This window comes from Paludisphaera mucosa, from assembly GCF_029589435.1.
Classification (GTDB): Bacteria; Planctomycetota; Planctomycetia; order Isosphaerales; family Isosphaeraceae; genus Paludisphaera; species Paludisphaera mucosa.
The window spans coordinates 3,361,069-3,383,860 of record NZ_JARRAG010000002.1 but is presented as its reverse complement, the minus strand read 5'-3'; the positions used below and the strand labels follow the sequence as shown (position 1 = coordinate 3,383,860).

Genomic DNA, 22,792 nt, shown 5'->3' with positions numbered 1-22,792 from the left:
GCGGGACGGCCCGCCCGGGAGCGGAGGTCGGAGGCGTCATCATACCGCGCCGGGCGTCGCCCCGCCCGACGAGGCGGCCGTCGCGGTGGGCTCGGGCTCGTCGAGCGGCTCGGTCCGCATGACGAAATCCGGGAAGAGCAGCGCGGTGAGGATCAGGGCCAGCACGAACGCCGGCGCGATCACCAGGAACACCCAGAGCCGCTCGAACTTCAGGTGCATGAAGTACCAGGCCACCAGCGCCGCCTTCACCGAGGCCAGCAGCACCAGGCCGAAGATCAGGGGGCCCGAAGAGTCCTTGAAGACGCGGGCGAAGCCGTATTCCAGGATCGTCAGCACGAGCAGGCCGAGCAGCACCTTCATGTAGGGGGCGTGCGACTCGACGTCGGCCGCGGCGTCCACCTGGGCGGGCGTCGAGGGGACGACCGGGAGGGTCGGGGTCGCGTCGTTGGGCTCGGTCATGGATCGGTCCTCGAGGCGAGGGCGTGCGGCCCAAAGGGTCAAACGAGGTAGACGATCGTGAACAGCAGGATCCACACGACGTCGACGAAGTGCCAGTAGAGGCCGACGTACTCGACCGCCGCGAAGTTCCGGGCCGAGAAGCGCCCGGTGAGCGAGGCCAGGAAGAGCAGGGCGAGCGTCACGACGCCGGCCGCGACGTGCAGGCCGTGGAAGCCGGTCACGGTGAAGAAGCACGACGCGAAGAGGCTGACGCCGGGCCGGAAGTGCCCCGTGGGGCTGATCCCGGGCGGGTAGGTCCGGCCTTCGAGCAGCTCGTGGTACTCGAAGACCTGAACGCCCAGGAAGATCCCGCCGAGCACCACCGTGGCCAGCAGGAAGAGCGAGCAGCGCGCCTTCCGCCCCCGCTGGATCGCCGAGACCGCGAGGACCATCGTGGCCGACGAGCAGATGAGGATGAACGTGTTGATCGTCGTCAGGTCGATGCTCAGGGGGTTGACCAGGGGGTCGTAGGGCTTGGGCCAGCTCGACGTCTTCAGCGAGATGACCTGCGCTCTCGCGCCGAGCGTCCCGAGCGTCTCGGCCAGGGCGTCCGCCGCCTTCGCGGGGAGGCCGTTGACGACGCCGTGGGGGGCGGACGCGAGGATCTGGGCGACGGCTTCCTCGCCCCGGCCGGTGGCCTTCGCGATCGCCGCCTCGACCTTCGCCGGGTCGCCGCCCGGCGATTCGACGACCACGCCGCGGGCGTCGCGGAGCCGCTCCAGCGGGGTCGTCGGGGGGAAGAGGTTGCTGTAGGCGGTCGGCGGGCTCCCGCCCCGGCAGACGATGTACGAGCCGATCAGGCCCGTGAAGAACATGATCTCGGTCGCCAGGAAGAGCCACATGGCGACCTTGCCGGGCGTCGCCGGCGCGGGGGCCGCCTCGGCCGAGTGGTGGGCGTGCTCCCGGCCCGCGTGCGGGGCGGCGGGGGGCGTCGGGGCGTCCGCTGGGGCCATCGTGGGGGGAACCTCGGGTCGCGGTCAGGCGGGCAGGGGGTTGAGCACGAGCAGGAGCAGGACGGCCGGCAGGTACAGGAACGACGCCCGCAGCAGCCGCCGGGCGGTCGCGTCGTTGACGTCGGCCCAGAAGCGGGCGGCGGCCGTGAGGTAGAAGAGGCCGAACGCCAGGGCGCCGAAGAAGTAGGTCGGCCCGGCCAGGCCCACGACGGTCGGCAGCAGCCCCGCGGGCACCAGCGCCAGGGCGTAGAGCGTCGCCTGCCGGCCCGTGACGACCCCCTGGGGGTCGAACTCGGGCAGCATCCGCATGCCCCCCTTGGCGTAATCCTCGCGGTAGATCCAGGCGATCGCCAGGAAGTGCGGGAACTGCCAGAGAAAGACGATCAGGAAGAGCGTCCAGGCCTCGACGCTCAGCGTGCCGGTGGCCGCCGTCCAGCCGATGACGGCGGGCAGGGCGCCGGGGATCGCGCCCACGGCTGTGTTCAGCGTCGTCATCGTCTTCAGGGGCGTGTAGACGCAGACGTAGAGGATCAGGGTCGTCAACGCCACGCCGGCGGCCATGGCGTTCGCGCCCGCCAGCAGGATGAGCGTCCCGACGACGCCCAACGCCACGCCGAACGCGGCCGCCTCGATCGGCGCGAGTCGGCCGCTGGGCAGGGCCCGCCGCCGGGTGCGCCGCATCCGGGCGTCTCGGGCGCGTTCCAGGTACATGTTCAACGCGCTTGCGCCGCCGGCCACCAGGGCGGAGCCGATCAGGGTCGCGGCCAGGGTCGTCGGATGGGCGCTGCCGCGGGCCCCCAGCAGGAACCCAACGCCCACCGTGATCACCACGAGCAGGACGATGCGGGGCTTGGTCAGCGACAGGTAGGCCGACGTCCGGCCGCCCACGGCGTCCAGGTCGACGACGTCGGCGGGGGGGGCGGCGGCGAGGGCCGTCTGGCCCAACGAGGCGGCGGATTTCAAGCGACGACCTCCAGATCGGCCGGAACGGCCGAGGACGAGGGGGACGAGGACGAAGACGCTTCGCGGAGCGAGGCCGGGCCGAGGTGCCGGTAGGCCCGCAGGACGGTCACCACCGAGGCGGCCAGCAGCACGGCCCCGTTGGTCTGGTGGACGGTCCGGACGACGGCCTGGTAGAAGCCCACCACGCGCGGCATGCCGTCGAACGGCCACAGCATGACGAACGAGGCCACGCCGAGCAAGATCTGCAGGCCCGCCAAGACCTCCTGCACGCGGGCGGCCGACTTCAGCGAGGGCCGGGGCGGGTCGCTCTTCTTGATCGTCACGAACAGGTGGGCCGCGATCCCGAGGATCGCCGTGCCGACGACCCCGTGGAAGACGGCCGCGGCCGTCCCGCTGAAGTGGCGGACCCAGGCGCCGAGGCCGATCTGGGCGAAGACGAGGGCCAGGGTCAGCAGCGCCAGGCCGCGGATCCCCTTCGAGTCGGGGGCGGGCTTCGCGTCGCTCAGCCAGTCGCGGCCGGTGAACGTCGCCAGGGCGACGGTCATGGCGAAGAAGGCCTGGCCCAGGCAGCCGTGGAGCGCGGCCAGCGGGGTCGAGTTCAACGTCACGCGGAACCCGCCCATGAGGCCCTGGATGATCACCACGACCAGGGCGGTCACGCCCAGGGCCTTCATCCAGCCTCGCTTCTCGAACAGGAAGAACCAGACGCACAGGGCGATCATCGTCAGCCCGACCGCCGAGCCGTAGAGCCGGTGGCCGTGCTCGAGCTGGACGCCGACGGCGGCGTTCCAGAAGTTGTACAGGAACATGTTCATGCCGAACGTCGTCGGCCAGTCGGGGACGGCCATCCCGACCCGGTACGTGGTGACCAGGCCGCCGAGGATCAGCAGGGGCAGCGTGAAGACCGCCGCCAGCACCGCCGCCCAGTGCGGGGCGCGGCGGTAGGCCGGGACGCGGTCGGGATCGAGATCCGGGTTCGGGTTCGGGTTCGTCATGGGATCGGGCCTGGCGACCGCGGGCGTCGCCGTTGGGGAGTCTTTCGGGGGATCGAGGCCGGGGACGGTCGGGATCGGGCCGGGTCGCGGCTCAGGCCATGACCGGGTCCAGGGTGATGTTGGGCGGCAGGGGACGGGTCTGGGGGAGGAAGTCGTCCTCGCCCCCGGGCACGCTGAACTCGTAGGGCGGGTGGTAGACCTGCGGCAGCGTGTTGAAGTTGTAGTGCGGCGGCGGCGAGGGCGTCGTCCACTCCAGCGAGTTCGCCTTCCACGGGTTGGGCCCGGCGATCGGGCCGGCGAACAGGCTGTGGAAGAAGTTGCCGGCGAAGAGGAACTGCGTCAGCCCCAGGCCGAAGGCGCAGATCGTCATGAACTGGTTCATCCAGACGATGCCGGGCGCCCGCAGGAACTCGTAGACCGTGGGGTCGGGGATCCGCCTCATGTGGCCGTGCCAGCCGACGATGTGCATGAACAGGAAGGTCCCGTTCAGGAACAGGAACGAGAGCGCGAAGTGGACGTACCCCAGCTTCTCGTTCATCATCCGGCCGAAGATCTTGGGGAACCAGTAATACGTCCCCGCGAAGATGGCGAACGTGCTGCCGCCGAAGAGGACGTAGTGGATGTGGCCGACGATGAAGTAGGTGTCGTGGATGTGGATGTCGACGGGCGTCGCCGCCATGAAGATCCCCGACAGGCCGCCCAGGATGAACATCGACACGAAGGCCATGGCGTTGAGCATCGCCGACGTGTACTGGATCCGGCCCCCCCACATCGTGCCGATCCAGTTGAAGACCTTGATGGCGGAGGGGAGCGCGATCATCATCGTCGAGAGCATGAACGTCGCCCCGAGCGCGGGGTTCATGCCCGACTGGAACATGTGGTGGCCCCAGACGATGAACCCCAGGCCGGCGATCGCCGCCATCGCCACCACCATCGGCTTGTAGCCGAAGAGCGGCTTCCGCGAGAACGTCGAGATCACGTCCGACGCGATGCCCATGCCCGGCAGGATCATGACGTACACGGCCGGGTGCGAGTAGAACCAGAAGAGGTGCTGGAAGAGCAGCGGGGCCCCGCCCCCCACCACGGCCGGCGCGTTGGCGACGGCCCCGGCGACCGGGCTGAAGAAGTTGGTCCCCGCCACCCGGTCGAGCGTCTGCATCAGGAGCGCCGAGGTCAGCACCGGCAGCGCGAAGGCCTGGAGCAGGGCCGTGATGAACAGGGCCCAGACCGTCATCGGCATCCGCAGCATCTTCATGCCCGGCGACCGCAGCATCACGATCGTCGTGATGTAATTGATCGAGCCCGTCAGCGACGAGATCCCGGCGCACAGGAGCGCCAGCAGCCAGAGCGTCTGGCCGTTGAGCGACCCGGGCGCGGCGCGGGGCTGGGTCGAGAGCGGCGGGTAGCTCGTCCAGCCGGCCTCGGCCGATCCCCCCTCGACGAAGAACGACCAGACGACCAGCACGAAGCCCGGCCACATGATCCAGTACGAGAACATGTTCAGCTTGGGGAACGCCATGTCCCGCGCGCCGATCATCAGGGGGATCAGGAAGTTCCCGAAGGCCCCCGTCAGGATCGGGATGACCACGAAGAAGATCATGATCGTGGCGTGCATCGTGAACAGCTTGTTGTAGAACTCGGGCGGCATCTGGCCGCCGAGCGCGGGGGCCGACCAGAGCCACTTCGCCAGGATCGGCATCGGCTTCCAGGGCCAGGCGAGCTGCCAGCGGATCGCCATCGCCAGCGCCCCGCCGATCGCGAAGAAGACCAGGCTCGAGAACAGGAACTGCACGCCGATGACCTTGTGGTCGGTCGAGAAGACGTACTTCGTCAGGAGGTTCGTGGCCCCCGGGTGGGCGTGCTCGCCCTCGCCCTGGTCGGGGTGGGCGACGATCGGGCCGCCGACGCCGGCGACGGTCGGTTCCGCGCTCATTTCTCATCCCCTCCCGGGTCGCCCGGGGCGGTCGCGAGCTGGCTGCGGCCCTGCTCGGCGAGCTTGGCCGCCTGCCACTCCTGGAATTCCCGCTCGGTCTCGTGGACCACGACGTCGCCGCGCATCTTGTAATGGCCCCAGCCGCAGAGCTCGGCGCAGGCCAGCTCGTAGCGGCCCGCGCGGTCGCAGTCGAACCAGACCGGGATGGTCATCCCGGGGACCGCGTCCTGCTTGATCCGCATCTGGGGGAGGAAGAACGAGTGGATCACGTCGGCCGACTTCAGGTGGATGAGGGCCGTCCGGTCCTTCACGAAGTGCAGGTCGTTCACCGTGAAGAGGTCGTCGGGCGTGTTGAGCCGGCCGTCGGGGCCGGGATACTTCATCATCCACTGGAACTGGCGGCCGGTCAGCTCGGCGAGCACGGGCGTCCGGGGGGCGGCCGAACGGAACTTGATGTTCGCCCAGGTGTCCATCTGGTAGAGCGCCAGGAAGACGAGGATGCCGGCCGGGATGATGGTCCAGACGACCTCGAGCCGCTGGCTGCCGTGGAAGTACTGGGCGGGCCGGGCCGGCTTGCCGTCGGCGTCGACGCGGTCGGCGTAGCGGAACTGGGCCCAGATCAGGGCCGCGTGGGTGCCCACGAACACCGCCCCGGTCAGCCAGAGGATGATGACGAACAGCGCGTCGATCTCCCGGCCGAACGTCGAGACGACGTGGCGGGGCTCGCCGGCCGGGTTGGGGAGCCACCAGTCGGCCGAGAACGGCGCGTAGGCGAAGGCCCCGACGCTGAACGCGGCCGCGAGGGCGAAGATCAGGCTCCAGTATCGCAAAAAATGAGGCTCCCACGCACGGTCCGGCGTCCCCGGTCGCCGCGGGGAAAAGGCGGGCGACCCGGGCCGGAGGTTCTTACACGGTCACAGGATATCCGAACGGCGGCCTCGGCGTCGAAGCCGGTCTCCTCGCGGCGCCCCGGTCATCGTCGGACCGCCGGGGCTTCGGCCGTCACGCCCGCCGTCGACGGCTCGTCGAGCAGCTCGGGCTGGTAGGGCAGGGCGAGCACGAAGTTCACCAGGTCCCAGATCTGCGCCTGGTCGATCCCGGGGTAGTGGGCGGGCATCTGGGCGCCGGTGATCCCCTTGGCGATCCGCCAGTAGAGGTCGATGGGCCGCCGCCCCCCCTTGTACACCGCGCGGGTCAGGTTGGCCGGCCGCAGCGGGTTGCCCCACTCGTCGAGCTTCTGCTTCCACAGCTCGCGGGTCTTGTCGTCGAGCTTGGCCACCCGCTCGGGCATCTTGCTGGGGTCGCCGCCGAAGACGACGCGGTTGAACACGCCCACCTCGACGAAGCTGGGCCCGTCGCCCAGCCCCTTCGCGCCGTGGCAGCCGGCGCATTCGAGCTTCTCCTTGGTCCGGCCCAGGAACAGGTCGCGGCCCCGGCCGACGCTCTCGGGCGAGGGGGGCGTGCGGGGCGAGGGCGGGTTCACCACGGCGTCGCGGGCGTCTTCCCACTTGCCGAAGACCCCTTGCACCAGCTCGGCCACGACGTCGTCGCCCAGGGCGTCCTCGTCCTCGTCGTCGCCGATGAAGCCCTCTTCGATCAGGGCCAGCTCGGTCTCGCCGCGGAGGCTCAGGAAGGTGACGTAGTCGACGACCTGCTCCATCTCGGCGGCGGTCAGCAGGGCCTCGAACGCCGGCATCGAGGTGCCGTGCAGGCCGTCGCGGATCGACCGCCGCAGGTCGTCGCGGTCGGGCCGCGCGCCGTTGGGGGTGGAGGTGAACTTGAACAGGCCGCGGCGGAAGTCGCGAGGGGGCGGGAAGACGAATGGGGCCGTCGGACCGTCGCCCGCGCCGGTGACGCCGTGGCAGTGCAGGCAGTGGCGGCGGTAGAGGCCGTAGCCGCCGGCGTGGTCCAGCTTCTTCGGGCCCTCGGGCGTCTGCTCGAAGTTGGCCAGCAGCATGCCGAGCCGGCCCGATTCGTCCTTCGTCAGCGGCGCGCCCTCGGGGACGTGGATCTCCTTGGGCGCGGGGCCGTAGAGCTTCTCCAGCGCCTTGCGGGCCTTGGCCTGGATCTTGGGCTTGCCGGCGAGGTGGGCCTTGCCCTCGACCTCGCGGGTCAGGGCCGGCTGCTCCTCGTAGACGATCGGTCCGGTCAGATCGGCGTCCGAGCAGCCGGCCGCCAGCGTCATCAGGGTCGAGAGGCCGAGGCCGAGCACGAGGCGCCGTCGCACGATCACGCGAACATCTCCAGGGGCAAGCCGGACCTCGTCGCGGGGGCGAAGCGGCGGGGGGCGATCGGGTTCCGGCCCGGGATTCTGCGACGTCGACGGCCGGTCGGGAGCGGTCCGGCTCGACGCCGGCGTCTCCGCCGCGGCTGGCGACCTCAGGGTCATGCTTCGGGCGATGGGCGGGGGCCGTGAGTGGTGCTTTTTCGGGCCGGCCCACGTCGCCGTCAAGCTGACGCCTCGTCCGTATGGTAAGGTAATCGTAGCCGCCTGCCGCTGCACCCACAAGACGGACGGCGATTTCGTATTCTTCGGCCGCTTCGAACAATACGACTCATCCGAACGACCCGTAATCCACGCCCGACCGCCGACGACCCGGCCGGCCGCGCCGGCGCGCCCGGAGAGGAGGGACGAGTTGAAGTCCGCCAGGGACCGTTCGGATCTCCAGCGCATCGAGAAGGCCGGTTCGCGTCAGCGGGGGCTGCGCCGGCTGGTCTTCGTCGAGCCGATCGACCCGCCGCCGAGCTACTGGGCGACGACCCGCAAGCCGCTCCCCTCGCTCGTCCTGGTCGCGCCCATCGTCCTGGCCTACGAGTTCGGGGTGGTCTGGCTGGGGGGAGGCTCGGCGCAGGCCTTGCGGACCGGGGCCGACGCCTGGATCCGCCAGAGCCTGGCGACGGTCGGGCTCACCGACCACTGGCTGCTGCCGCTCTCGCTCTTCCTCGTCTTGCTGGGCTGGCAGGCGCTCCAGCCCAAGGGCTGGAAGTTCTCGCCGGTGGTCGTGGCCGGGATGGTGATCGAGAGCCTGGTGCTGGCCGTGGCTCTGGTGGGGGTGAGCCGGCTGGTGGACCTGGGCTTCGACCTGATGGAGCGGACCCCGCCCCCCGCCGCGCTCTTGCAGGTCGCGCCCGGCTCGGCCGAGGCCGCCGCGGCGCAGCTCGTCGGCTACCTGGGCGCGGGGGTGTACGAGGAGGCCCTCTTCCGGCTGCTCCTGGTGCCGGCGATCTTCTACGCGCTCCGCCTGCTCCAGACCCCCCAGGTCCTCGCGAGCGCCCTGGCGGTGAGCGGCTCGGCGCTCCTGTTCTCGCTGGCCCACCACGCCGGCAACCCGGGCGAGGCGTTCACCTGGTTCGCCTTCATCTTCCGCTGGATGGCCGGCGTCTTCTTCGCCTGGGTCTTCATCCTGCGCGGCTTCGGCATCGCGGTCGGGGCGCACACGGCGTACGATGTGCTGGTCGGTTGGGTCGGCTGGAACGGGTGACGTTCGGGGCCGACCGCTTTCCTACCCCCTCCGTCGCTGGACTCCCGCCTTGCCCGGCTTTCGGCTCGTCCACCTGTCCGACGTCCACGTCTGGAAGTACGAGTTCAACCCGCTCCGGCTGATGAACAAGCGGGCCGTCGGCATGGCGGCCCTGCTGCTGGGCCGGGCGCGGCGGTTCCGGATGGAGCGGCTGCGGCAGGTCGTCGAACGGGTCGAGTCGCTGGCCCCCGACCACGTCCTGATCACGGGCGACTTGACCACCACCGCGCTGGCCGAGGAATTCGCCCTGGCGTTCGAGGCCCTGCGACCGCTTTTGCGATCTCCCGAGCGCGCGACGGTCGTCCCCGGCAACCACGACCGCTACACCCGGGGCTCCGCCCGCGGCCGCCGATTCGAGCGGTCGTTCGGCCCGTTCCTGGGCGGGGAGACGTTCCCCTGGCTCCGATTCGTCGCCGATCGGACGGCCGTCCTGGCCCTCGATCCTTCCAGGCCCCACCTCTCGGCCCGGGGACGTCTGCCCGCCGCCCAGCTCGCCGCCGCCCGTGAGCTTTGGGAGGCCAACCGGGCCGACGTCGACCGTCTCGTGGTCGCCTGCCACTACCCGATCGCCGCCCCTCCCGGCCTTGAGGAGGAACTGGCCTGGAAGCGCCTCGAAAACGCGGACGAGCTGACCGCGTGGCTGGCGACGATCGGCCCGCACCTGTATTGCTGCGGCCACGTCCACCACGCCTGGGCGTTCACGCCGCCGGCCCTTCCGGACGAGGTGTGCCTCAACGCCGGCGCCCCCCTGCTGCTGGACAGGCGCGGGGACGACCCGCCCGGCTTCCTCGAAATCGTCCTCGACGGCGGCGACGTCGCCGTGACCCACCACGGCTGGACCGGCGCTCGCTGGATCGAGCGGCCGATGGCCCGGCGGCCGGGATTCTTCGCTCGGCGGTCGCCGGAGACTTCGATCGCTGCGCCTGGCTGATTCCGGCCGACCGAGGATTCGTCCTCGAAAACGGCGTTGAGAATTTCGCCTTTATGATTCTTAATGGAGGGGCCCTCCCGGCCGTCACGACTCCTTTCGAGGACATCAGAGGTGCTGAGCATGAATTCCCGCCCTCCCGAGGACGAGGGGGCGCGCGAGCCCCTTGCGCAGGCGAAGGCGGACCGGACGGACGTCGCCCCACGTGGCGGCGGAAACGGCAAGATCGTCGCCCTGGCGCTGGTGGCGGGGCTGATCGCGGGCGGGGCGTCGAGCCTGGTCGGCGAGCGGGTCGTGGCCGGCTATCGCGACCGGCTCTTCCCCAAGCTCAAGATCGTCCAGACCCCGGAGGATGCGGCCAGGCTGGAGGCCGCGCGGGTCGGCAGCGCCCGGGCCGTCTACGCGACGATGGGCGGTCTGCTCGGCCTGGCCCTGGGGGCCGCGGGGGGGCTCGCGACGGGGTCGCGGAGGCGGGCCGTCGGGGCGGCCGTCGCGGGCGGCGTGCTGGGCCTCGTCGCGGGGGGCGCGACGGCCTCGATCGCGACGCCGATCTTCTTCCGCGGGCGGGACTCGCAAGCCGACGACCTGATCGTCCCGCTGCTGGCGCATGGCGCGATCTGGGTGCTCGTCGGGGCCCTCGTCGGCCTGGCCTTCGGGCTCGGCCTCGGGCTCCGGAGTCGCGGCGCGGCGAAGGCCCTGGCCGGGGGGCTCGTCGGCGCCCTGATCGCCACGATCGTCTACGAGATCGCCGCCGCCCTGGCCTTCCCGTCCGGCAAGTCGGACCTCCCCCTCCCGGGCGGGGGCCCGCCGCGGATCCTGGCCCAGGTGCTCGTGGCCGTGCTGACCGCCCTGGGGGCGGCCGTCGTCACGACTTCGGGAGGCGGCGCGAGGCCGGAGGCGGAGTCCGACCTCGCGTGAACCGGCCGATGAACGAGTAAGAAGGGTTTCATGCCTTCCCCCCTCGCGGGGGAAGGTGGACCGAAGGGCCGGATGAGGTGGAGGACGCGCGACTTGATTGTCGGCGTAACATCCGGCCGGATCGCGAATTCCGACGGTCCTTGCGCTCGTCGTCCCGCTCATCCGACCCCTGGGGGGGCTGCCTTCCCCCGCGAGGGGGGAAGACGTCCTTCGACCCCGCCGGTCGACCTTCAACAGTCTCCGCTCAATACGAGTCGGAGCTGATCACCTCCCCGCCGTTCCGTGTCCCCAGGGCCTGGTAGACGGACATGTCGATCGAGTCCTTGATGAACCGGACGCTGCCGTCGCTGAGCGCGAAGTTGGCGCCGCCGGGGTGGTTGCTGCTGGCGTTGATGTAGCTCGAACCTTCCATCGCGCACTCCAGGCAGGTCGTCGTCCGGCAGCTGTGCCAGGGATACTGCTTCGAGTTGGGCGGGACGACCGTGTTGAACAGGGTGAAGCCCCGCTCGCCGAGCGCCCAGGTCTGGCCCATGTACTGCTTCATCCCCGCCTGGTCGCAGCCCCCGACCCCGACGCAGGTCGCCATCGCGGGGGTGGCCCAGAACGTGTTGCAGGCCTGGAGTTCCTGGACGACGAACGTGGGGGCCGACCGCGCGTCGAGGACCTCGGCGGCCAGGATCTGATTGGCGCCGGACATGCCGTTGCCGCGATAGCTGGTGGTCTTGGCGTAGTCGCCCGCGAGCCCTTCGCCGAACGCGATCGTGTTCGAGGTGCCGTCGGTGAGCGCCGCGAGGGTCACGGACGACGTCCGATTGCTGCTGTTGTAAAGCAGGAACACGCCCGAGGTGTTGCCGTCGGAGGGGTACTGCTGGGTCGAGGTGCCGATGCTGCCGTAGTAGCTGTTGATGTTCTGCTGGCCGACGACGCCGTCCGACGGGCAGAGGAACGCGGCGATCCGGTTCAGGTAGACCGTCGAATTGATCGAGTCGGCGACGGTGTCGTAGCAACAGTTCCAGTTGAAGTTCGCCGCATTATAGAGCGGCCCCTGCTCGATGTAAGACAGCAGCAACGACTGCGGGCTCCAGGCCGTCCAGGTCGAAAGCTGGCCCGGATCGGCCGTGCCGGGGTAGGCGACCGTCGTGACGATGCCGGGCGGGAAGGCGCCTGTGGCCGAGATGTAGTTGTGGACGCCCAGCCCCAGCTGCTTGAGATTGTTGGTGCACTGGATGCGCCGGGCCGCCTCGCGCGCCGACTGGACGGCGGGCAGGAGCAGGGCGATCAGGACCGCGATGATCGCGATCACCACGAGCAGCTCGATGAGCGTGAAGCCCTTGCGGGGATTCATGAGGGAGACCTCCCTGAGACGGGTGGCGAGACGAATTGCGATGAGAGGAGGATTTTGACGAGGGGGGCCTCGGAGCGACGAGGCCGAGGGGGCGGGCCGATCAGTGCTTCTTCGTCGTGCGGGCCGCCGCCTTCTCCTTCGCGCGGGCCGCGTACGACTCTTTCCTGGCGTTGACCAGGGCCCTGTCCTCGTCGCTGACCTGGACCTGGGTGCCGCCCTGCTTCGAGCTGTCGCAGCCCATGCCGAAGCCTGTCGCGAAGGCGAGCAGACCGAGGCCGAACGCCCTCCCGCCGTCGCGAAGCACGGAGTTCTTCAAGACGTGGACTCCTGGAACCATCGATTTGTCAGGCGGCTTCGCACGCATGGAGAGGTTGGTGCGTGTCCGAAGCCCGTAAGAGTTGGAAGCCCGAATCTACGAAACCTTCGGCGGCCAGACCAGACTCTTGGACGAAAATAATGAAAATCGCGCAAGGATCAGTGACGTGGGTACGTGCGGGCAATGATCCGCCCGGGGGTCGCGGAGCGAGCGGGCGGCGGTCGAGGTGACTCGCCCTCCGCGCCGATCCTTCGGGTGGACCTCCCTCGATCAGGTCTCGGGAAACGGCGGCTGGGCGCGTGATGCCGCCGGCTCGGACCGGACGATCCGGGCTTCGAGGCGCAGGAGCTGTTCCCGGATCGCGAGTTCGGCCTCCTCGATGCGGGCGTTGGTCGCGCCGACGGCGGCGAGCACGAGGAATCCTAAACCGACGCCGATCATGGGAGCGGCGGCCGCCTCCTTGCCCAGCGAGGTCGCCGCAAGCCCCAGTCCCGCCACCGCGAAGAGCGTGAACCCCAGGGCGATCCGCGCGGCCGCCAATCTCTCGCCCGCGAATCCCCCTCGGCGGCGGGCGAGCGTCCAGGCGGCGAAGAGCGTCCACCCTAGACTGAAGAGGGCGAAGAGCCCGAGGAGTCCTCGAATCGCCGGCGGGGTCGAGGCGGGCTCGGTTAGGCTAAGCGATCCGGCGACGAAGAATCCGATCAGGCCCGAGGTCGCGACGATCAGATAGCGGGCCTTCCTCCCCAGGGGCCAGGCCGATCCGAGGCGAGCGTCGAGGATCGCTCGATGGCGTCGCTGCAGTTCGGAATCCTGGGCGTCGAAGTCGAGGAACCCGGGGAGCGGGACGTCTTTCCGATCAGCCATGACAGCCTCCTTCGGGGCCGAGGACGTCTCTCAACGCCCGCTTGGCCCTGTACAGACGAGACTTGACCGTGCCCGGGGGGATCCCGAGCACCTCGGCCGTCTCGGCGATGCTGAGATCGTTCAGGAAGTACAGGGTCAGGACCTCGCGGTCCGGCATCGCCAGCCTCGACAGCCCGGCATGCACCGACTCGGCGTCGTCGAAGCCGTCGAAGTCGTCGCCGCGAACCGGCACGTCGGCCTGAAGCGAGACGGCGCGGGAGTACTCGCGGCGATAATGCGACATCACCGTGTTCCGCGCGACCTGATAGACCCAGACCGGGAAGAATCGCGGCTGGCGAAGCGAGGTGATCCCCCGCAAGACCTGGAGCCAGATCTCCTGGAGGAGCTGCCAGGCCTCCTCCTCGTCCGAGACGAGCTTCCGGATGTAGACGAAGAGCCTTCGCTCCCAGCCTCGGATCAGCTCGTCGAACGCCGCTCGCTCCCCGCGCTGGCAACGGATCACCAGCAGCTCAAGCTCGATTTCCTCGCGCTCGTGGTCCATCCCCACCCCCTTGAACAGCATCGATCAAGGAGTCGGGCGAACCCCTCGCGCGGTTCATTCGGCCGGTAGGGATTTTGCAAGGAGCGCGACGGCCCCTGGGCCCGCCGGAGGGTGGACGTGGCCGGAGGGGTGGTCGATGAGCCCCAGGACGGAACGGGACGCTGGAAAGCGACGGACGGAGCCCCCGCCCATCCACCGGCTCTCCAGGACCCACCGAGATCCGCCGTTCTCGAGCAAGGTTGAGGAAGGGTGGCAGGGGACGCCCGATCTTCTTATTTCAGAAGGTCGAACCACTCGCCTCGAATTCGGACTCCCGAGCCTCGCGACTCGTCGACGGCGAGTCGAGATGCGCTTCTAAACCCAGCGCGGGGCGTCCAGTATGGACGCAAAAAACCATGGGCGAGGAGCTTGCGTAGGACCGAGCAGCCGGGACGTCGGCGGCAAACCCGATGTAAAGCCGGCAATAAGATCGACCGCAGTCAATCCTCCTGAACTTCCTCGATCCCCTCGGCTTCTTCGTCTTCCATCTCTTCTTCGTCGTCCTCGTCGTCATCGCCCTCGAAGGAGATCTCGGCGAGGTCGCCGAGGCGGTACTCCTGGCCCTTGATGGTCATGGCGAGGTCCTCCATGGCGGGGATCTCCTCGTCGGTCACGTCGTCGCGCATGGCGAGCTGTTCGAGGCCGTCGATGGCCTTGTCGAGCGCCTCGGCGAACTCCTCGGAGGAGATCCCGAGCTTCTCGAGGACGTCTTCGCGGGCCATGTAGACGATCTCGACCATGTCGTCGTCGTGATCGTGGTCGCAGTTCTCGTCGTGTACGTGTTCGTGGTCGTGGTCGCTCACGGCGGTTCTCCTGGGCGGGCCCCGGCGTCCGGCCGGGGCTGGGGGAGGGGAGGGTCGAAGGGGACGGATAAGCAAAATCGGGACCGGACGGATCGACGAGGCGATCGTCCGGTCCCGATCGGTGGGCTTGCGAGGCGGCGTCAGGCCTTGTTGCTGACGTGGATCATCGCGCGGTACTGGGCGACGGTCTTTTCCTTCTCGGCGATCTCGGCGTCGGTGACGGCCGGCCGGCGGAGGGCCTCGTCGAGCTTGGCGGCGGTGCCGTTCATCTCGATCTTCGAGGCGGCCAGGGCGCGGTTGGTCAGGACGGTGACGACGTCGTCGCGGACCTGGGCGAAGCCGCCGTCGACGAAGTACGACTCGACCGCGCCGCCGACCTTGATGCGCAGCTCGCCGTATCCCAGGCGGCCGAGCAGCGGGGCGCGGCCGGGGAGGACGCCGAGCTCGCCGTCGAAGAGGGGCAGGGCGACGAAGTCCACGGTCTTGGCGAAGACGGTCTTCTCGGGCGTGACCACCTGGCACTGGAGGAGGCCCGAGAGGAGCCCCGTCCGCGCCGGCTCGGTGGTTTCGGTGATGCTGGCCATGTCGTTGCAGGCTCCGCTGGCGGGCTGGGACCGTTCCTCGTTCAGATCGCGCCCATCTTCTTGGCCTGCTCCTCGGCCTGCTCGATGGCGCCGACGTACATGAAGGCCGACTCCGGCAGGTGGTCCCACTTGCCGTCGCAGATCTCCTTGAAGCTGCGGATCGTGTCGGGGAGCTTGGTGTACTCGCCCGGCTTGTTCAGGAAGACCTCGGCCACGAAGAACGGCTGCGACAGGAACCGCTCGAGCCGGCGGGCGCGGTGGACGATCAGCTTGTCGTCCTCCGACAGCTCGTCGACGCCGAGGATGGCGATGATGTCGCGGAGTTCCTTGTACCGCTGGAGGATCTTCTGGACCCGCTGGGCGACGTCGTAATGCTCCTGGCCGACGTACTGCGGGTCGAGGATGCGGGAGCTGGAGCCGAGCGGGTCGATGGCCGGGTAGATCCCCTTCTCGGAGATCGACCGCGAGAGCACGATGAAGGCGTCGAGGAAGCCGAAGGTCGTGGCCGGGGCCGGGTCCGTCAGGTCGTCGGCGGGGACGTAGACGGCCTGCACCGACGTGATGGCGCCCTTCTTCGTGGAGGTGATGCGCTCCTGCAGGGCGCCCATCTCGGTGGCGAGGGTCGGCTGGTAGCCCACGTTCGACGGCATCCGGCCCAGCAGGGCCGAGACCTCGGAGCCGGCCTGGCTGAACCGGAAGATGTTGTCGATGAACAGCAGGGTGTCGGCCCCGGTGGCGTCGCGGAACCACTCGGCCATGGTGAGCGCGGTGAGGGCCACGCGGAGGCGGGCGCCCGGCGGCTCGTTCATCTGGCCGAAGCACATGACCGTGCTGTCGATGACCGACTTGCCGGTGCTGCCGACCTTGGTCTCCTGCATTTCCAGCCAGAGGTCGTTCCCCTCGCGGGTCCGTTCGCCCACGCCGGCGAACACGGAGTAGCCGCTGTGGACCGACGCGATGCGGGAGATCATCTCTTGCAGGATGACGGTCTTGCCCAAGCCGGCGCCGCCGAAGAGGCCGATCTTGCCGCCCCGGACGAACGGGGTCAGCAGGTCGATGACCTTGATGCCGGTCTCGAACTGCTCGGTCTTGGGCGAGAGCTGGTCGAACGAGGGGGGGTCGCGGTGGATCGGCCAGCTCTCGGTCGTGTGGACCGGGCCCCGGCCGTCGATCGGTTTGCCCAGCAGGTTGAAGACGCGGCCCAGCGACTCCTTGCCGACGGGAACGCTCACCGGCGCGCCGGTGTCGACCACTTCCATCCCGCGGACCAGGCCGTCGGTCGAGCCCAGCGCCACGCAGCGGACCCGGTTGCCGCCGAGGTGCTGCTGGACCTCGCCCGTCAGGTGGATCGGGGCGCCCTTCTGGTCGTTGTCGATGGTGAGGGCGTTGTAGATGTTCGGCAGGTCGCCCTCTTCGAACTCGGCGTCGAAGGTCGAGCCGATCACCTGTGCGATTCGTCCGGTCCTCGTAGCAGTCGCCATGATTGCGAAATTCCTGTCTTCAAGCGCCTGGGACGCGTGGGTCTTCCGATGTCTTCTTCGTGTTCGGGGGCCGGCCGTCCGGCGGTCACTTCAGGGCGGTGGCGGCCCCGACGATGTCGGCCAGGTCGCCGGTGATCTGCGACTGGCGGGCCCGGTTGTACTGCCTGGTCAGGGTCTTCGACAGCTCGTCGGCGTTCTGCGAGGCGCCCTTCATGGCCACCATGCGGGCGATCTGCTCGCTGACGGCCGCGTCGAGGAAGCACTTGAACAGCCGCACCTTGAACGAGACCGGCACGATCTCCTTGAGGATCCCCTGGGCGTCGGGCAGGAACTCGTACTCCGTCCGCTCGCGGTTCGGCTCGGCCGCGGTCGCGACAGGCTCGTCGTTCGTGATCGGCAGCAGGGTCCGCACGACGGCCTCCTGCCGGGACGTGTTGATGAATCGCGTGTAGACGACGTCCATCCGGTCGATCTCGCCCGCGAGGAACATCGCCATGAACCGCTCGGCGAGCACCTCGACCTCGTGGAAGGCGGGCTTGTCCTCGAAGTGGAGGTGGCCGGCGGAGATCGGCAGCCGGCGGTACTTCCAGAAGTTGATCCCGCGCTTGCCCGACAACTCGACCACGACCTCGGCCCCTTCGGCCTGCAGGTCCTGGTAATCGCGGATCGCCGCCCGCAGGACGTTGCCGTTGTAGCCGCCGGCGAGGCCGCGGTTGCTGGTCAGCACCAGCAGCAGGGCCTTCTTGATCGGCTCGCGCTTCTCGAACAGGGGGTGGGGCGTGGACGGGGAGGAGGCGCCCAGGTCGGCGGCCAGCTCGGCGATCTTCTTGGTATAGGCCTCGGCCTCGACGGCCCGGTCCATCGCCTTGCGGTAGCGGGCCGTGGCGATGAGCTCCATCGTCCGGGTGATCTTCCGGATGTTGTCGACCGCCTTGCGGCGTTTGATGATCGCGCGGGCCTTGGCCATTTTGAGGTCTCTCGGGATTCGCTCGGGCGGGCCCCGACGCCGCGCCGGCTGGGCCGGGGGGGCGTCGGGGCCTCGTTCGGAAAGCTCGGTCGCCGGGGTCGGGTCAGGACTTGGCGGCGACGGCGGCCGCGGGGGCGGCCTGGCCGGCGTACTTGAACCCGGCCTTGAAGTCCTTGAGGGCCGCCTTGAGGTCGGCCGTGATCGCGTCGGTCATCTTCTTCTCGCGGGTCAGGTCCTCGACCAGCTTGGCCCGCTGGGCGTGCAGGAATTCGAGGAACTCCCGCTCGAACCGCTGGACCTCGCGCGCCGGGACGTCGTCGAGGGCGCCGGTCGAGCCGGCGTAGATGCTCATGACCTGGTCGATGGCCGAGAGCGGCCGGTACTGGGGCTGCTTGAGCAGCTCGACCATGCGGTAGCCGCGGTCGAGCTGGGCCTGCGTCGCCTTGTCCAGGTCGGTGCCGAGCTGGGCGAAGGCCTCCAGCTCGCGGAAGGCCGCCAGGTCGAGGCGCAAGCTGCCGGCCACCTTGCGGATGGCGGCGATCTGGGCCTTGCCGCCCACCCGCGAGACGCTGATGCCGACGTCGATGGCCGGCCGGACGCCCGCGAAGAAGAGGTCGGGCTGGAGGTAGATCTGGCCGTCCGTGATCGAGATCACGTTCGTGGGGATGTAGGCCGAGACCTCGCCTTCCAGCGTCTCGATGATCGGCAGGGCCGTCATCGAGCCCCCCGAGGTCGGGGTCTTGACGACCTTGTGACCCTGGGCGAACTTCTCCTTGAGGGCGTGCGCGGCCTCTTCGGCGCCGGGGACGCCGACGTAGACCTTCTTGTCGACGCCCGACTCCTCGGTCACGGCCTCGGGCTTGGTCGCCTCGGGGACGATGACGTAGCGGTTCGCCAGCTTGGCCGACCGCTCCAGGAGGCGGGAGTGGGCGTAGAAGATGTCGCCCGGGTAGGCCTCGCGGCCGGGAGGGCGGCGGAGCAGGAGCGAGACCTCGCGGTAGGCGACGGCCTGCTTCGAGAGGTCGTCGTAGATGCAGAGGGTCGGCTTGCCCTGCTCGTACATGAAGTACTCGGCCATGGCGCAGCCGGCGTACGGGGCGATGTACTGCAGCGGGGCCGGGTCGCTGGCGCCCGAGGCGACGACGATCGTGTAGTCCATGGCGCCGTGGCGGCGGAGGACGTCGACCAGGCTGGCCGTCGTCGACTCCTTCTGGGCGATCGCCACGTACACGCAGATGACCCCGGTCCCCTTCTGGTTGAGGATCGTGTCGATCGCGATGGCCGTCTTGCCCGTCTTGCGGTCGCCGATGATGAGCTGGCGCTGGCCGCGGCCGATCGGGATCATGGCGTCGATGGCCTTGATGCCCGTCTGCAGCGGCTCGTCGACGGGCTGGCGCTCGGCGATGCCGGCGGCCGGCGACTCGATGGCGCGGCTCAGGCTGGTGACGATCGGGCCCCCCTCGTCGAGCGGGTTGCCGAGCGGGTCGACGACGCGGCCGATCAGAGCCTCGCCGACGGGGACCCGCAGGAGCTGGCCGGTCGCGACGACCTCGTCCCCCTCCTCGATCTCGGTGTACTCGCCCAGGACGATGACGCCGACCGACGCCTCTTCCAGGTTGAGCGCAATCCCCTTGGAGCCGTTCTTGAATGCGACCATCTCGCCGGCCATGACGCCGGAGAGGCCGTGGACGCGCGCGATGCCGTCGCCGACCTCCAGCACGGTGCCGACTTCCGTCCGGGTGACCTCGGGGGCGAACTGCTCGATCTCACGCTGAATGACTGAACTGATCTCTTCGCTTCTGAATTTCATGCGTCTTTCCTTCGATCAGCCGCTGGCGTATCTGTTCAAGACGGTTCCGCACCGAGGCGTCGAGGACCACGTCGCCGATCTGGACGACGAGGCCGCCGATGAGGTCGGGATCGGTGACGACGGTGAGCACGGGCGTCCCGGAGGTCAGGCGGGCCACCTTGGCGCGGAGGGCCTCCATCTGGCCCTCGTCGAGCGGGGCGGCGGTCCGGACCCGGACCGCCACGCGGCCCTGCTTGCGGTCGAGCTGGCGACGGGCCTCGTCGGCGACGCCGGCGATCAGCCCGAGCCGGCCGTGGCGGTTGAGCACGCGGAGGAACCGGAGCGCGACGTCCGACACGCGGCCGTCGAGCAGCTCCCGGAGGATCCGGTCCTTCTCGGCCGTCGCGACCTGCGGGCTGGCCAGGACCGCGGCGAACCGGGGGTTGGGGTCGAGGATCTCGTCGCGGATCGCGTCCAGGTCGGCGATCGCCGCGGCGGGGCCGTCGCCCGCGCCGGCGGCGCCCAGGAGGGCCCCGGCGTAGGCGCGGGCGGCCTGGGCGTCGTCGTCGCCGAGCGGCCGGCGGGGCCGCTCGGGGGGGGATTGGGTCGTCATGCCTTGGCGCCCCCGGCCTGCAAGCCCTCGGGCAGCTCGCGGATGGCCTCGTCGAGCAGGCGGCGACGGTCGTCGTCGCCGATCTGCTTGGACAGGACGCGGCCGGCGACCGTCACGGCGACGTCGGCGGTGCGGGTCCAGATCTCGGCGAGGGCCTGGTCGCGGGCCGCGGCGATCTCGCGCTGGGCGCGGTCGCGGGCGGCGTCGGCGTCGGCCTGGGCCTGGCGGAGGAGCGTGGCGGCGCGGGCCTCGGCCCCGCGCTGGCCCTGGTAGAGCATGTCGCGGACCTTGTCGTCGGCCTCGGCGATCAGCCGGCGGTGCTCGGCGAGGAGCTGCTCGGCGTCGTTGCGGGCCTTCTCGGTCTGGACCAGGGTGTGCTCGAGGTGCTCCTCGCGATGGTGCAGGGCCTCGATCAGCGGCTTCCAGGCGAACCGGCCGAGGACGACCATCAGGCAGAAGAAGACGGCCAGCGTCCAGATGGCCAGCCCGGGCTGGGGCTCCATCGGGTTGGCCTTGGCGTGCTCGCCCTCGCCGTGCGCCTCGGCCGCCGTGGGGCCGTGGGCGGCGGCGGGGGCCGGGTCGACGTGCGCGGCGGCCGCGGGGGCCGGGTGCGCGGCCGGGGGCTCCTCGGCCCCCCGCGCGGCGGTGGGGGCGAGGAGGGCCGCCGTGGCCAGCGCGACGAGTCCGGACCCCAGGGCGGACTTCAGGAAGCGGAGCATGGATTGGTTCTCGCGTTTGCGGAGCGGAGCGGGATCGAATCGGCCGATCGTCGGGCGGGACCGCGGGGCTCCGGGCCCGCCGGCGCCCCGGTTCGGGCGCCGGCCGGGCCGGATCGGTCGGGGCCGGCGTCGGTCAGGCGATGAGCTGCAGCAGCAGGGCGAAGAACGTGACGCCTTCGATGAGGGCCGCGGCGATGATCATGGCCGTCTGGATGCTGCCGGCCATCTCGGGCTGGCGGGCCATGCTCTCGACGGCCGAGCGGGCGAGGATGCCGATGCCCAGGCCGGCGCCGATGATGATGAGGCCGGCGCCGATCGGCTTGAGGTCGACCGGGGCCACGACGGGGCCCGTGGGGACCGCGACGGCGGGCGCCTGGGCGAGGACGGCCCCCTGGCTCACGAGCAGCAAGGCCAAAGCGAAGAGACCGGACTTGATCAGTTTCATCGAACCCTCGGGTGACTAGATGGTGACGACTGCGACGAGCAGGGGGACGTCGCGAGGCTTCCCAACGCCTCGCCCCGGCGGGGGTTCGGCGTCGGACGCCCCCCTCGCCGGTGTTTCCTTCGACGGACTTCGCGGACCGATCGATCTCGGGGTCCCGCGGGCGGCCGCGACGCGCGCCGGGGACGGTTCCCTCCCAGCCTTCGACGGGCGTCAGTGCGGGTGCACCGCCGAGCCGATGAAGAGCGCGGAGAGGAACGTGAAGATGTACGCTTGCAGGAACGCCACGAACAGCTCCAGCAGGCTGAGCGCGACCACGCCCGCGATGCTGGCCGGCATGACGAGGTAGAACAGCGGCCCCTTGGCGACCAGGATGAACCCCAGGATCACCGCCAGCACCACGTGGCCCGCGAACATGTTCGCGAAGAGTCGCACGGCCAGCACGATGTGCTTGATCAGGAGGCCCACCAGCTCGATCATGAACATCAAGGGCCACAGGAAGTAGTTCATGGGCCAGGGGACGTCGATGTGGGGGACCAGGCCGGTGAAGAAGCCCGCCACCCCCATCTCCCGGACGCCCGCGGCGACCACGACCCCCAGCGTCATGACGGCGAGCATCGCCGTGACGTTGATGTTGCCCGTGGGCGAGGCGAACCCGGGGATCATCCCCAGCAGGTTGTTGAACAGGACGAAGAAGAAGGCCGTCCAGAGGAAGGGGAGGAACTTGTCCGCCCCGTGGCCGCCGATCGCCGGCCGCGCGACGTCGTCGCGGATGTACAGCAGGACGGCCTCGACCGCGTTGGCGAAGCCGCCCCGGGTGACGGCGTTGCGGCGGATGTGCCGGACCACCGGGACCAGGACCAGGACCGCCAGGACCGCCGCGATCAGCTCCATCACCATGAAGCGCGTCAGCGGGTAGGGGAGCTGGATCGTCCACTCCCAGGCCGGCGGCGGCCAGGGGAGTTCCAGGGTCGTGTGGTCGACGACGTGGCTCAGGGGGTCGTGTGCTGCCATGGGGGGGGGAACGCTCTTCAAGGGTCGGCCCGGGCGACGTCCCGCGACGTCGGCCGGAATTTATGCGTCAGCTCGTCCCGCGTCCCCGCCCGAACGCGGGGGGCGACGCCGCTCTTCGGCCCGGGCGAGCTCGCCCGGCAGCCGGAATATGTGCAGCATGCCGATCGCCAGCCCCAGGAACGCGCCGCCGACCGTGAGCCAGGGGGCGGAGCCCAGCCACCGGTCCAGGCCGTGGCCCAGGACGGCGGGGAGGGCGAATTCGAGGCCGATCGTCGTGACGCGAGTCCCCCATTCGAGGCCCTGCGAGACGGACGATCGCGAGTCTTGGTCGCGGGTCACGGCCGCCTCCGGGTCGTCGAATCCGGGCCTCGGCGCCCGGTCCTCGGACGCACCCCGAACCCGGCGCCCGGTCGGCCCAGGGCCGACGCGGGGCATGATCCGAAGACGCCGTCGAGACGGGACGTCGCACGCCCGTTCCATTAAGCAATCCGCCGAGGCCGCTGTCAACCTCCCGGGAGCCGGTTCGCGAAATTTTTCACAAAGTCCGCCGGCCCCCGCGGCGAGCC

24 protein-coding genes are annotated in these 22,792 nt (G+C 70.0%); 3 read left to right on the top strand and 21 right to left on the bottom strand.

Annotation, left to right across the window (positions count from 1 at the left end):
* Window positions 1-39: 39 nt before the first annotated feature.
* From PZE19_RS22775 to PZE19_RS22745, 7 genes are all read right to left on the bottom strand, one after another.
* Entirely contained in the window at window positions 40-459 is a 420-nt protein-coding gene (locus PZE19_RS22775) for a cytochrome C oxidase subunit IV family protein (protein WP_277862902.1), read from the bottom strand.
* Window positions 460-497: 38 nt separating this feature from the next.
* Window positions 498-1,451, bottom strand: a complete 954-nt coding sequence (locus tag PZE19_RS22770; protein WP_277862901.1) for a cytochrome c oxidase subunit 3 — start codon at window positions 1,449-1,451, stop codon at window positions 498-500.
* A gap of 24 nt (window positions 1,452-1,475) precedes the next feature.
* A complete protein-coding gene (gene cyoE / locus PZE19_RS22765) occupies window positions 1,476-2,414 on the bottom strand; it encodes a heme o synthase (protein ID WP_277862900.1) in 939 nt (312 codons plus the stop codon).
* The gene (locus PZE19_RS22760; RefSeq protein WP_277862899.1) at window positions 2,411-3,409 is read right to left on the bottom strand and encodes a COX15/CtaA family protein; all 999 of its coding nucleotides are present in this window, start codon (window positions 3,407-3,409) and stop codon (window positions 2,411-2,413) included. Before PZE19_RS22760 ends, cyoE begins: the two co-directional genes overlap by 4 nt.
* Before the next feature lie 91 nt (window positions 3,410-3,500).
* Complete coding sequence (locus PZE19_RS22755) at window positions 3,501-5,342, bottom strand: cytochrome c oxidase subunit I (RefSeq protein ID WP_277862898.1); 1,842 nt, start codon at window positions 5,340-5,342, stop codon at window positions 3,501-3,503.
* Window positions 5,339-6,172, bottom strand: a complete 834-nt coding sequence (locus tag PZE19_RS22750; protein ID WP_277862897.1) for a cytochrome c oxidase subunit II — start codon at window positions 6,170-6,172, stop codon at window positions 5,339-5,341. Before PZE19_RS22750 ends, PZE19_RS22755 begins: the two co-directional genes overlap by 4 nt.
* A 143-nt stretch (window positions 6,173-6,315) precedes the next feature.
* On the bottom strand, window positions 6,316-7,575 hold the full coding sequence (locus tag PZE19_RS22745; RefSeq protein ID WP_277862896.1) for a cytochrome c: 1,260 nt from the start codon (window positions 7,573-7,575) through the stop codon (window positions 6,316-6,318).
* 403 nt (window positions 7,576-7,978) lie between these two features.
* On the opposite strand from PZE19_RS22745, the gene PZE19_RS22740 reads away from it, so the two are divergent.
* From PZE19_RS22740 to PZE19_RS22730, 3 genes are all read left to right on the top strand, one after another.
* The gene (locus PZE19_RS22740) at window positions 7,979-8,824 is read left to right on the top strand and encodes a CPBP family intramembrane glutamic endopeptidase (RefSeq protein ID WP_277862895.1); all 846 of its coding nucleotides are present in this window, start codon (window positions 7,979-7,981) and stop codon (window positions 8,822-8,824) included.
* Window positions 8,825-8,873: 49 nt separating this feature from the next.
* Window positions 8,874-9,794: a metallophosphoesterase family protein gene (locus PZE19_RS22735; protein ID WP_277862894.1), complete on the top strand. Its 921-nt coding sequence runs from the start codon at window positions 8,874-8,876 to the stop codon at window positions 9,792-9,794.
* A 120-nt stretch (window positions 9,795-9,914) separates the two neighbouring features.
* Window positions 9,915-10,709, top strand: a complete 795-nt coding sequence (locus PZE19_RS22730; RefSeq protein ID WP_277862893.1) for a hypothetical protein — start codon at window positions 9,915-9,917, stop codon at window positions 10,707-10,709.
* Window positions 10,710-10,953: 244 nt separating this feature from the next.
* On the opposite strand, the gene PZE19_RS22725 is transcribed toward PZE19_RS22730, so the two are convergent.
* From PZE19_RS22725 to PZE19_RS22660, 14 genes are all read right to left on the bottom strand, one after another.
* Window positions 10,954-12,054, bottom strand: a complete 1,101-nt coding sequence (locus tag PZE19_RS22725) for a DUF1559 domain-containing protein (RefSeq protein WP_277862892.1) — start codon at window positions 12,052-12,054, stop codon at window positions 10,954-10,956.
* A gap of 100 nt (window positions 12,055-12,154) precedes the next feature.
* A complete protein-coding gene (locus PZE19_RS22720) occupies window positions 12,155-12,370 on the bottom strand; it encodes a hypothetical protein (protein ID WP_277862891.1) in 216 nt (71 codons plus the stop codon).
* 270 nt (window positions 12,371-12,640) lie between these two features.
* A complete protein-coding gene (locus PZE19_RS22715; RefSeq protein WP_277862890.1) occupies window positions 12,641-13,234 on the bottom strand; it encodes a hypothetical protein in 594 nt (197 codons plus the stop codon).
* Window positions 13,227-13,775, bottom strand: coding sequence for an RNA polymerase sigma factor (locus tag PZE19_RS22710; protein ID WP_277862889.1), 549 nt, complete (start codon window positions 13,773-13,775; stop codon window positions 13,227-13,229). Before PZE19_RS22710 ends, PZE19_RS22715 begins: the two co-directional genes overlap by 8 nt.
* Before the next feature lie 479 nt (window positions 13,776-14,254).
* Window positions 14,255-14,617, bottom strand: a complete 363-nt coding sequence (locus tag PZE19_RS22705; RefSeq protein ID WP_277862888.1) for a hypothetical protein — start codon at window positions 14,615-14,617, stop codon at window positions 14,255-14,257.
* A gap of 140 nt (window positions 14,618-14,757) precedes the next feature.
* Window positions 14,758-15,201 carry an ATP synthase F1 subunit epsilon gene (atpC, locus tag PZE19_RS22700; protein ID WP_277862887.1) on the bottom strand — a complete coding sequence of 148 codons (444 nt, stop codon included), beginning with the start codon at window positions 15,199-15,201 and terminating at the stop codon, window positions 14,758-14,760.
* A gap of 41 nt (window positions 15,202-15,242) precedes the next feature.
* Window positions 15,243-16,682 carry a F0F1 ATP synthase subunit beta gene (gene atpD, locus PZE19_RS22695; protein ID WP_277862886.1) on the bottom strand — a complete coding sequence of 480 codons (1,440 nt, stop codon included), beginning with the start codon at window positions 16,680-16,682 and terminating at the stop codon, window positions 15,243-15,245.
* 85 nt (window positions 16,683-16,767) lie between these two features.
* Window positions 16,768-17,649: an ATP synthase F1 subunit gamma gene (atpG, locus tag PZE19_RS22690; RefSeq protein ID WP_277862885.1), complete on the bottom strand. Its 882-nt coding sequence runs from the start codon at window positions 17,647-17,649 to the stop codon at window positions 16,768-16,770.
* A gap of 103 nt (window positions 17,650-17,752) precedes the next feature.
* On the bottom strand, window positions 17,753-19,459 hold the full coding sequence (atpA, locus tag PZE19_RS22685; RefSeq protein ID WP_277862884.1) for a F0F1 ATP synthase subunit alpha: 1,707 nt from the start codon (window positions 19,457-19,459) through the stop codon (window positions 17,753-17,755).
* The gene (gene atpH, locus PZE19_RS22680) at window positions 19,416-20,051 is read right to left on the bottom strand and encodes an ATP synthase F1 subunit delta (RefSeq protein ID WP_277862883.1); all 636 of its coding nucleotides are present in this window, start codon (window positions 20,049-20,051) and stop codon (window positions 19,416-19,418) included. Before atpH ends, atpA begins: the two co-directional genes overlap by 44 nt.
* A complete protein-coding gene (atpF, locus tag PZE19_RS22675) occupies window positions 20,048-20,770 on the bottom strand; it encodes a F0F1 ATP synthase subunit B (protein WP_277862882.1) in 723 nt (240 codons plus the stop codon). Before atpF ends, atpH begins: the two co-directional genes overlap by 4 nt.
* Window positions 20,771-20,903: 133 nt before the next feature.
* Entirely contained in the window at window positions 20,904-21,215 is a 312-nt protein-coding gene (gene atpE / locus PZE19_RS22670; RefSeq protein WP_277862881.1) for an ATP synthase F0 subunit C, read from the bottom strand.
* 210 nt (window positions 21,216-21,425) lie between these two features.
* Window positions 21,426-22,226, bottom strand: coding sequence for a F0F1 ATP synthase subunit A (gene atpB / locus PZE19_RS22665; protein WP_277862880.1), 801 nt, complete (start codon window positions 22,224-22,226; stop codon window positions 21,426-21,428).
* Window positions 22,227-22,286: 60 nt separating this feature from the next.
* On the bottom strand, window positions 22,287-22,565 hold the full coding sequence (locus PZE19_RS22660; RefSeq protein ID WP_277862879.1) for an AtpZ/AtpI family protein: 279 nt from the start codon (window positions 22,563-22,565) through the stop codon (window positions 22,287-22,289).
* Window positions 22,566-22,792: the final 227 nt, after the last annotated feature.